At 62.4% G+C, this 9,076-nt stretch carries 9 protein-coding genes; 7 read left to right on the top strand and 2 right to left on the bottom strand.

The genetic code is table 11. The features are described 5' to 3' along the window. The first annotated feature begins 154 nt into the window (after positions 1-154). The gene (locus PV762_RS07680; protein ID WP_421034439.1) at positions 155-499 is read left to right on the top strand and encodes a CzcE family metal-binding protein; all 345 of its coding nucleotides are present in this window, start codon (positions 155-157) and stop codon (positions 497-499) included. A 46-nt stretch (positions 500-545) separates the two neighbouring features. Then, on the top strand, positions 546-1,016 hold the full coding sequence (flgB, locus tag PV762_RS07675) for a flagellar basal body rod protein FlgB (RefSeq protein ID WP_421034438.1): 471 nt from the start codon (positions 546-548) through the stop codon (positions 1,014-1,016). A gap of 350 nt (positions 1,017-1,366) precedes the next feature. On the opposite strand, the gene PV762_RS07670 is transcribed toward flgB, so the two are convergent. After that, positions 1,367-2,413 (bottom strand): porin, encoded by a 1,047-nt coding sequence (locus tag PV762_RS07670; RefSeq protein ID WP_421034437.1) that lies wholly within the window; start codon positions 2,411-2,413, stop codon positions 1,367-1,369. A gap of 453 nt (positions 2,414-2,866) precedes the next feature. Between PV762_RS07670 and PV762_RS07665 the strand changes: the two genes are divergently transcribed. From PV762_RS07665 to PV762_RS07645, 5 genes are all read left to right on the top strand, one after another. Further along, complete coding sequence (locus PV762_RS07665; RefSeq protein WP_421034436.1) at positions 2,867-4,366, top strand: tetratricopeptide repeat protein; 1,500 nt, start codon at positions 2,867-2,869, stop codon at positions 4,364-4,366. 1 nt (position 4,367) lies between these two features. After that, the gene (locus tag PV762_RS07660) at positions 4,368-5,402 is read left to right on the top strand and encodes a glycosyltransferase family 2 protein (protein WP_421034435.1); all 1,035 of its coding nucleotides are present in this window, start codon (positions 4,368-4,370) and stop codon (positions 5,400-5,402) included. An 8-nt stretch (positions 5,403-5,410) separates the two neighbouring features. Further along, positions 5,411-6,919, top strand: a complete 1,509-nt coding sequence (locus PV762_RS07655) for an ArnT family glycosyltransferase (RefSeq protein ID WP_421034434.1) — start codon at positions 5,411-5,413, stop codon at positions 6,917-6,919. A gap of 140 nt (positions 6,920-7,059) precedes the next feature. Continuing rightward, the gene (gene motA, locus PV762_RS07650) at positions 7,060-7,920 is read left to right on the top strand and encodes a flagellar motor stator protein MotA (RefSeq protein ID WP_421034433.1); all 861 of its coding nucleotides are present in this window, start codon (positions 7,060-7,062) and stop codon (positions 7,918-7,920) included. Then, positions 7,917-8,291, top strand: coding sequence for a diacylglycerol kinase (locus tag PV762_RS07645; protein ID WP_421034432.1), 375 nt, complete (start codon positions 7,917-7,919; stop codon positions 8,289-8,291). Before motA ends, PV762_RS07645 begins: the two co-directional genes overlap by 4 nt. Positions 8,292-8,606: 315 nt before the next feature. Here the strand turns inward: PV762_RS07645 and cadR are convergent, their stop codons facing one another. Continuing rightward, positions 8,607-9,053 (bottom strand): Cd(II)/Pb(II)-responsive transcriptional regulator, encoded by a 447-nt coding sequence (gene cadR / locus PV762_RS07640; protein ID WP_421034431.1) that lies wholly within the window; start codon positions 9,051-9,053, stop codon positions 8,607-8,609. Between the last annotated feature and the right edge of the window lie 23 nt (positions 9,054-9,076).

The raw sequence follows: 9,076 nt of genomic DNA, 5'->3' as shown, positions 1-9,076 counted from the left end.
AGCGCGGAATTCCGATGAATAAACGACGCGAGCTAACAAACTTGTCATCGCTACGACAGGTCCGTTGAAAGCGGCAGATTTCTAAAGTGCTGTTCATGGTGGATGCGGTTGGTGCTCTTGGTGAGCACGGCTCCACCGAAACAAGGAGATCTGTATGAACCGAACCGTTGCCATGATCGCTGTCGCTGCCAGCCTGTTCGCAGGCCTCAACGCGCCGGTCGCAGCACAGACGACCGAGCGCCTGATGAACGGGAATTCCATCTATGGCGTGCCGTTCGCGGGACAGAAGACGGACTTCGTCGTTGACCTGGATTCGCGCCAGGCCATCAACATCGAATGTGGCCAGACCGTGCAATTCCGCCAGGGAGCGAAGACTTTCGCCTGGAAGTTCGACGTCGTCGGCCACCGCTCGGTGGACCTGTCCAAGATCGCCCCGGCGGGCTTCGCAAGCAAGCCGTTCAAGGTCTACGTCGACAAGAACGAAGGCGAACGAGCCTGAAACCCACGAAGCCGCACTAGCGGCTTCGTTTCTTTTGGGGGATGCCATGGATGGGATCAAGGACACGAGGTTCGGCGCCGCCACGGCCAAGCAGGCTCAGGCATCGGATGAGTGGCGGGCGCAGGCGCTGGTATTTCGCGGAAAGCGCCAAGCCATGCTGGCGAGCAATATCGCCAACGCTGACACACCCAACTACAAAGCGCGCGACATCTCGTTCGCGGATGTCCTGCGAGCGTCAAGCCAGGCCGAGGAACTCACCGACCAGGATGGCAAGGAGACTGGGGCTACGCGTGAAGTGCCGCTCATCCCATCAAGCACTCTGGCGTTCGCCGGCTACAGGCAGCCGTTGCAAGACAGCATCGATGGCAACACCGTAGAGGTCGAGCGCGAGCAGGCTGAGTTCGCTCACAACACGATCCTGTACACCCTGGCGATGGCCTCGCTGGACGACGAGGCCGCGGAGTTCAAACAGGCGGCTGCTTTGCCAAACGCCGCGTCGCCCACGAAGCGTGGATGACGGCTGATGCACTCGCGGCAGACATGTAGATCTGCTTCGGCGAGGTTCAGTCGTCTCGGGTCATCGCGGCGAAAGTGTCGAGCGCAGCTTCCTCGGCGAGCTCCGGGCGTTCATGCTCTCCAGCGATCGGTCCACGCACGGGTGGTCCCAGCTCCGGCGGCGGGGTGAGCACAAGCACGACCAAAAAAACGGACGGATTAGCTGCGCACGATCTCAACATTCGCAACCAGCTCTCGTCCATGAGCCCTCCCGCTCGGTAGTCGCCTCTGAAAGCCAGATGTTAGGCGAATGGAAAAAAGGGGATGCGCGATGCGCATCCCCTTCGCCTTTACCTTGCAGTAAGCCTAGCCTTAGAAGCTGTGGCGCACCCCCACTTCCGCGCCGGAGGAGTTCTGGCCGCCCAGCATGCCCGCCGGCGTCGTGTACAGCACGGAACTGCGAGCGGCGCCCTTGTTGGTCACACGAGCCACGGTGCCGTAGAGCGCCGTGCGCTTCGAGAAGTCGTAGACGTATCCCAGCGCCAGGCGGGTGCTGTCGTCGCCATCGGCGAAGCCGGAACCAACCGCGCCGCCAGAGCGGTTGGCATTGGTGTAGCCCACGCGGATCTGACCGACGGTCACCGGGATGGTCGCGCCCACCGACAGCTCGGTCGACTTGCGTTCGCCCCACTTCTTCACGTCAACCAGGGTGTGCAACACACCCCACGGCGACTTGTAGTTGAACAGCAGGTTGTAGTTCTTGAACTTGGACAGATTGGCGCCGACATCCGTCGTGCCGTAGGCACCGCCGACCAGGAAGCTCTTGTCTTCGTAGCCGATGCGGCCGCCATAGTACTTGTTGCCCACGGTGTTGCCTTCGCCTGCGGCGACATGGAACTGACCGTAAACGCCGCCCAGGTTCTTCGGCAGGAAGTAGCTCACGCCGTTGTCCGTACGCTGGGTCGTGGTTGCACCACTGCCCAGGTTCGCGCCGCTGCCATAAACAAAGATGCCGCGAGATCCAACACCCACGATGCCGAACTCATCGTTGAGCGCATTGTTGTAGGTCGGCGTCGTGTCGCGGCCCAGGCGGACTTCACCGAAGTCACCCATCAGGCTGATCGTCGAGCGGCGGTTCCAATATTTGCTCGCGTTGGCGGTACCGGAATCCAGATCGATGCCCGACTCCAGGTGGAAACCGGCCGACAAGCCGCCGCCCAGTTCTTCAACGCCACGAACGCCCAGCCGGCTGGTTGTGTTGGCGCCGGACGTCACGCCCTTGACCGTACCCGCGTTGCCGTTCTTCACCTGGCGGACCGCAACGTCAGCGACGCCGAACAGCGTCACGGACGAGGTTTGCGCGAAGGCCGAGCCGGCAAGCGCGCTGCATGCCAATGCCAAGAGGACTGGCTTATTCATGAACTTCTCCTATTCGATGGTCGATGCATAGAGACGCGATTCGCCTCAAGCACGACGCAGGCTAGGGAGAAGAGCAAGGGAAATCCACGAGTTCTACCGATTGAGCGGGTGCGTGCTCGCGCACGGTGGTCCAAACGGTCGTGAGGCGTGTCGCTGAGGACACAGCCGAAGCAACAGGAAATTTCTGATGCGAGGTCACATGTTCGACACGTCCGGGAACGACCGATGCCATCGCCATCGAAGCTGACGAACCGGTAATCAGACGGTCAGTTGTTGGTCAATGCCTGATCTCTAGTCTCTCGTCTGCTCGCGATGTTCCGGCGATGCGAGTGTCCCGAGGATGCTCGGCAAATGCGCCAGTGCGAAGAAAGGCGCTCGATGAGAAGACAAGACATTCAACTGATTTCCAGGGCAAGGCGAGGAGATGCTGCGGCCTGCTTCGAGGCGGGGCGCATGTACCTGGAGGGAATGAAGGGATTCCCGCGGCACGTGCCGCTTGGACTTGAGTACCTGAGTCAGGTTGAGACGCTCAGAGAGGAAGAAGCTCAGCGTCTCATCGTCGAGGCGCTCGACTTACATGAGATCGCTGTTCACGGACGTGTCGCCACGCTTGAGCGGGCGGCACGCCTGGGTAGCGGAGAAGCGCAGCTCAGAGTCGCTATCTGGAATCTGCTCACGCAGGTCGATCAAAGCGAGGCGATGGGATGGCTTGGGCTTGCTGCTCGGTCTGGTCAGGTCGGGGCGAAGGATGCTCTGACGCTACCGGCCTCCGCGGTTGACTCCGACGATGCGGCGGTGGTGCGTGTGAAAGCCCTGCTGGGAGTCCCGAAGATTGGGTGGCCCGAGCTGATCGCGTTGGCGATGGAGCGGGCGCTGGTGAGAAAAGAGCCGCGCCTTCTACTGCGAGCCCTCGCGGTGAGCTTGGCCCTCGGGCAGTTGTCCAACTCGACCCTGGCCGATCAGGTGTACGCCGCGATCAGCTTTGCCAAGTCGATCCCCGACGTGCGGATCACGGTCGATACGAAGGCCATCGAGGTGCTGCTCGATGACTGCGTTGACCGAGGGAACTGTGCCGCGGCGTTGCTGCTGGGCCAGGCGCTGAGCGGCAACAACGTCGGATCGATCGACTGGGACATGCTGGTGCCGGCTCCGAACAGGCGCAAGGCCTCTGCCTTGCTCATGCGAGCGGCCGACGCGGGGTATGGCGAAGCCTGGACCCGGCTTTACGAGCTGCATGCCAACAACCACAGCTCCGTAGCCAATCCTCCGATGGCGCGCTTCTTCCTGGAGAAAGCCGCGGCGAGCGGGGACGTTTCAGCGCAGCGCCGGCTGGGCGCAACGATCCTGCGCGCTGCTGCATCCCTACGCGATGCTGAACAGGGGATGCACTGGTTGTACCTGGCGTCGCAGTCTCAGGACTTCCAAGCCCAGGGACTGATCCGCACCTTCATCCTCCCTGTTCTAGGTTGCGAGTCCGACGCTGCGCGCGGCATCTTCGAAGTGGCGAAGACCAACGGCGCCTTGGCTGCGCGGTTGAGGGTGGCAAGGGACTTCGGTCTCACCAAGCTCGAAGCCATGACCGTAGACATCGTCGAAGGACTGCGGCCGTGGGGCTTGGTGGTGGGGAAGAACCCGTTCATCCAACATGCAAGGCTGTCTTCTCCGCGGGCTATACCCGCGCTCTCCGCGTCGACCTTGCAGACACTGAAGCGCAGCGCGGGCTACCTCGCTGATGGCAGCGTGCACGGCTCTGGGCCTCGTGATATCGAGCTCCGGCATCGCGCGGCCAGATTGAAGCAGGCGTTGGACAGCCATGGATTGTCCGAGTCTCTCTACTTCGCGAAGGCGAGCTCTGACGAGCTGGATTCCATGCGCGGTGGACCTCGATGGGCCCGCCAAGTGAAGTTGCAGCTGGATGCAGCCATGGGGCACGAGGGAGAGGAGCTTGGTTGAGATGTTCAACGCTGCCTGGTCCCCGGCTCCCCTTCAACTTGTTCCCGCCGCGCCAATGCGCCAGATGGCCGGTGCAGTTTCCGTCGTCGTGCCGGTCTTCAATGATGCGGCCAGCCTGAAGGCATTCCACGAGCGACTGAGCTCAGCGCTGCTGTCTCTGGATCGTCGCGTAGAGATTCTCTACATCGACGATGGCAGCACTGACGGGACGCGCGACGCCTTGAACGCGCTCCGAGCGCTAGACCCTCGCGTGGGTGTCGCATCCTTCAGCCGAAATTTCGGCAAGGAAGCGGCCATGACCGCGGGGCTGCATCTGGCGCGCGGCGAAGCGGTGATCCTGATCGATGCCGACCTCCAAGATCCACCCGCGTTGATCCCCGAGATGATTCGTACTTGGGAGGAAGGCGCCGATGTCGTCACGATGCGTCGGAGGTCGCGCGCTGGAGAAAGCTGCCTCAAGACGTTCTCGGCGTTCGCGTTCTACCGCATCTTCAACATGCTGTCGGATACTTCCATGCCGCCCGACGTGGGGGACTTCCGCCTGCTGAGCCGTCGCGTTGTGGACGCCATCAATCGGCTCCCGGAACGCAATCGCTTCATGAAGGGCCTGTTTGCGTGGGTCGGGTTCAAGGCCGTCACGATCGACTATGACCGGGACGCGCGAAACCAAGGCCACACCAAGTGGGGCTTTCGCAAGCTCTGGCGCTTCGCGGTGGAGGGGATTGTCGGATTTTCGACGGTGCCGTTGAAGATGGCCACCTACGTGGGCCTGACCTGCGCTGTCGCGTCCTTCCTCTACGCGGTGTACTTCCTCGCGAAGACGGCGCTGTTCGGCGAGCCGATACATGGGTTTCCGACGCTGATCATCAGCATTCTGATCCTCGGCGGACTTCAGCTGATGGCCATCGGCATCCTCGGTGAGTACGTGAGCCGTCTTTTCATCGAGTCCAAAGCCAGGCCGTTGTACCTGATCGAAGAGTTCCGTCCCGCGGTGTCCTCGCCACCCCTGTGGGTCGCTGGAGCCAGGCCGTGGTGAGCCGAGCCTTGGATGTACTGGAAGCAAACCACACTCCGCCCAGAGCGATATCGACCACGTTCTGGGTGGCCGTCTTGTTGGCGCTCTGCATCGGCTTTCGCACCCTGACGCTGGGAACCTATCCGCTCTCGGACAACACCGAGGCCCGATACGCGGAGATCGCTCGAATCATGATGTCGGGCGGCGACTGGATCAATCTTCACCTGCCTGGGGAGGTCGTCTTCTGGGGCAAGCCGCCGCTGTCGACCTGGTTCTCCGCGACCGGTCAACTGGTTCTCGGCGCCAACGAGTGGGGTGCTCGCCTGCCCATGCTGGTACTCGCCATGATGGTCACGCTGATCGTCTGGAGATGGTTGCGTGACTCCAGTTCCCGCGATGCCATCCTTGGCGTCGCCGTGTTGTGGGGCAGCGCGGTGTTCTTCGTGAGTGCGGGCGCGGTGATGACCGACATGGCTCTGACCGTCGCCGTGACGCTCAGCATTGGCGGCTTCTGGTGGGCGATCTCCGGGACCAACCTGACCAGAGTGCGTGTCGGCGCACTGGCGTTCTTTGTGGGGCTCGCCTTGGGACTGCTGGCGAAGGGACCGGTGGCGCTTGTTCTGTCTTTGGTCCCGGTCGCCGTGCATGGCCTGAGCTGTCGCGGCGCCTTCAGAGATGTGATCGCGCTGCCCTGGTTCAAGGGGGGACTGCTGGTCTTGAGCATTGCGGGACCTTGGTACGTGCTGGCGGAGCTTCGCAGCCCGGGGTTCCTCGAATACTTTCTCGTCGGGGAGCACTGGAGCCGGTTCACGCAGCCGGGATGGACCGGTGACCTCTATGGAACAGCGCACGAGCAGGCCAGGGGAATCGTCTGGGGATACCTGGCGGTTGGATTCTTGCCGTGGAGCCTGCTTCTGCCCTGGCTGCTGATCGGCAGGCGCAGGGCCGCGAGGCAAATCGCCGGTGGTACGCGATCGGAGAGATCTCCGTACACGACGCTACTCGTCGCATGGGCGTTGACGCCAGTGTTGCTGTTCTCAGCGTCGAGGAACATTCTTTGGACGTACGTGCTCCCGGCCGCGCCTGCGTTGGCGATTCTCGCCGGGCGCTGGCTTGCACGAGATTCGCGGCAACGCGTCGTTCACGGGCTTGTCGCGACTGGACTCGTCATCCTGACCGGTGCGGTCGCAGCGTTGCTCTTGAGCCAAGGGTCGATCGGCGCCATCCGATCAGCATCCGGCGTGCTGCTCCCGCTCCTGTCTGGCGGCCACAAGGCTTCGGAAGTGTCGTTCCTGAATGCGCTGCCGTACTCCGCCAGTTTCTACACCGGTGGCAAAGCGCACGACGTGGTCAAGGACGAGGAGCTGGACAGTTGGCTTCGCCGCGATCCGAAGCTCGGTCCCCTTCACGAGCATGAATTCCTGGTGACCACCGAGAAGTCTTGGCGGTCCTTGTCCGGGATCCGTCGCTCCCAGCTGCATGTGCTCTTCGATGCCGATGGTTATGTCCTGCTGGTCCGCGCTGGTGCAGCTGGATGAATCGCCCCACACCGTCCGATGCGGCGTGAGGCCGGCCTGAAACCTCATGAATTCGCCGCGCCTTCGGGGCGCGGCTTCAACGCTGCGGCAGAAACGGCGAGATCGTCGACGCACAGCACCTCAATTTTGGAGATTGATCAATGTTCATAGCCATCGGGTGGGCGCTCGCCTTGGCCTGCATCTTCGGCGTGTTCATCGCGCACGGGGGCAACATCGGCGTCGTGCTCAAGGCCTTGCCGTTCGAGATGACCACCATCTTCGGCGCAGCGATCGGCGCCATGTTGGCGACCAATCCTCCCAAGGTCATGAAGGCGACGGTGAAGGGTCTCGCGGCTTGCTTCAAGGGCAGCAAGTACACCAAGGCGCGCTACATGGAGCTGCTGGCGCTGCTGTACGACATCCTGCAGAAGGCGCGCAAGGAAGGCCTGATGTCCATCGAAAAGGACGTCGAGGATCCGCACAGCTCGCCGCTGTTCCAGAAATACCCGACGGTGGGCAACGACCACCACGTCACCGAGTTCATCACCGACTACCTGCGGATGATGGTTTCGGGCAACCTGAACGCGCACGAGATCGAGTCCCTGATGGACGCCGAGATCGACACGCACCACCACGAGGCCTTCCTCGCCGTGATCGCGCTGCAGCGTCTGGCGGGCGGCCTGCCGGCCTTCGGCATCGTGGCCGCGGTGCTGGGCGTGGTGAACACGATGGGCTCGGTCGGTCAGCCGCCGGCGGTGCTGGGCGGGATGATCGGCTCGGCGCTGGTCGGCACCTTCCTCGGGATCCTGCTGGCCTACGCCTTCGCCGAGCCGCTGGCCGGCGCGCTGGAAGCCAAGGTCGACGAGGCCGGCAAGGAACTCCAATGCATCAAGACCACGCTGCTGGCCTCGATGCAGGGCTACGCGCCGCAGGTCGCCATCGAGTTCGGTCGCAAGGTGCTCTATTCGACCGAGCGTCCGTCGTTCGCGGAACTCGAAGGTCACGTGAAGGGCAAACGGTGAATCCTCACAAGGGTCGGACCGGTCTCGATCGTCTCGTACGTGCGTTCGGCTACTCGCTGCAAGGCCTTCGAGCCGCGTTTGCCGGCGAGTCCGCCTTCAGGCAGGAGGTGGCCGCTGCGATCGTGCTGATGCCGCTTGCTCTCTGGTTCGGGGAGAACGGCCTTGAGCGGGCGCTGCTGATGTCGTCGATCTGGTTGGTGCTCATCGTTGAGCTGCTCAACTCCGCGCTCGAAGCCGCGATCGATCGGATTTCCTTCGACCTCCATGAGCTGTCCAAGCGGGCCAAGGACATGGGCAGCGCCGCAGTCTTGCTCTCCCTCGCGCTGGCCGCCTCAGTCTGGATCGTGGTGCTCGCGAGCCGCTGGCTATGAAAAGGGACATTCGCGATGCTTTGCCCCAGCACTGTCATGCACTGACAGGGCGGGCGCACTTGATGAAGTGCAGGTTGCCGCTTCCAAGCGCCTCGCCGGATTCCAGAGCAAATGAAGCTGCAGTTGGAAGCGGCCATGGGGCGTGAGAGTGAAGAGCCTGGTTGAGGTGTTAGATCCCTCGCTACGCACCCTTCAACTCGTTCCTGCAGTGCCGAGGCGGCATATACCAGGTGCAATAATGTTCATGACAGCTGTTAATCCATCCGAAGGGGCGGCGGCAAGCTGGTAGATAACGTTGGCTGCGGCGAGTTATGGTCAGTGTCCGTGAACGGCGCGTCGCTTGGGACCGACCGTCGTGGTCCCCTCCTGCGCAGCTTCGTTCAGCCCGGCAAGGATGCCGCAATGCTGGGCCGTACGCTCGTCGTCGCATCGCCTGCGCAGATCCACGAGCTGTTCTTCCAGCAGACGCAGTTCTTCGATGCGTTTTGAGACGTGACCAATGTGCTCGTCCAACAACGCGTTCACGTCGCCACACGCGGCGGCGGGCTCATCACGGAAACGCAGCAACACCCGGACCTCGCCGAGAGACATGTCCAGGCTACGGCAGTACCGAATCATTTGAAGGCGATCCAGGTGGGCCGCTTCGTAGATCCGAAAGTTTCCGGAGGTCCGCGCCGGCGCCGGAAGTAAACCCTCCCGTTCATAGAACCGGATCGTCTCGATCGGCGTCGATGCGGCGGAAGAGAGTTCGCCAATCTTCATGGGGGCTCACGGCAGCGGATAAG

The organism is Mitsuaria sp. CC2 (assembly GCF_048957715.1).
Classification (GTDB): Bacteria; Pseudomonadota; Gammaproteobacteria; order Burkholderiales; family Burkholderiaceae_C; genus Roseateles.
This window is presented reverse-complemented; position numbering and strand designations above follow the sequence as displayed.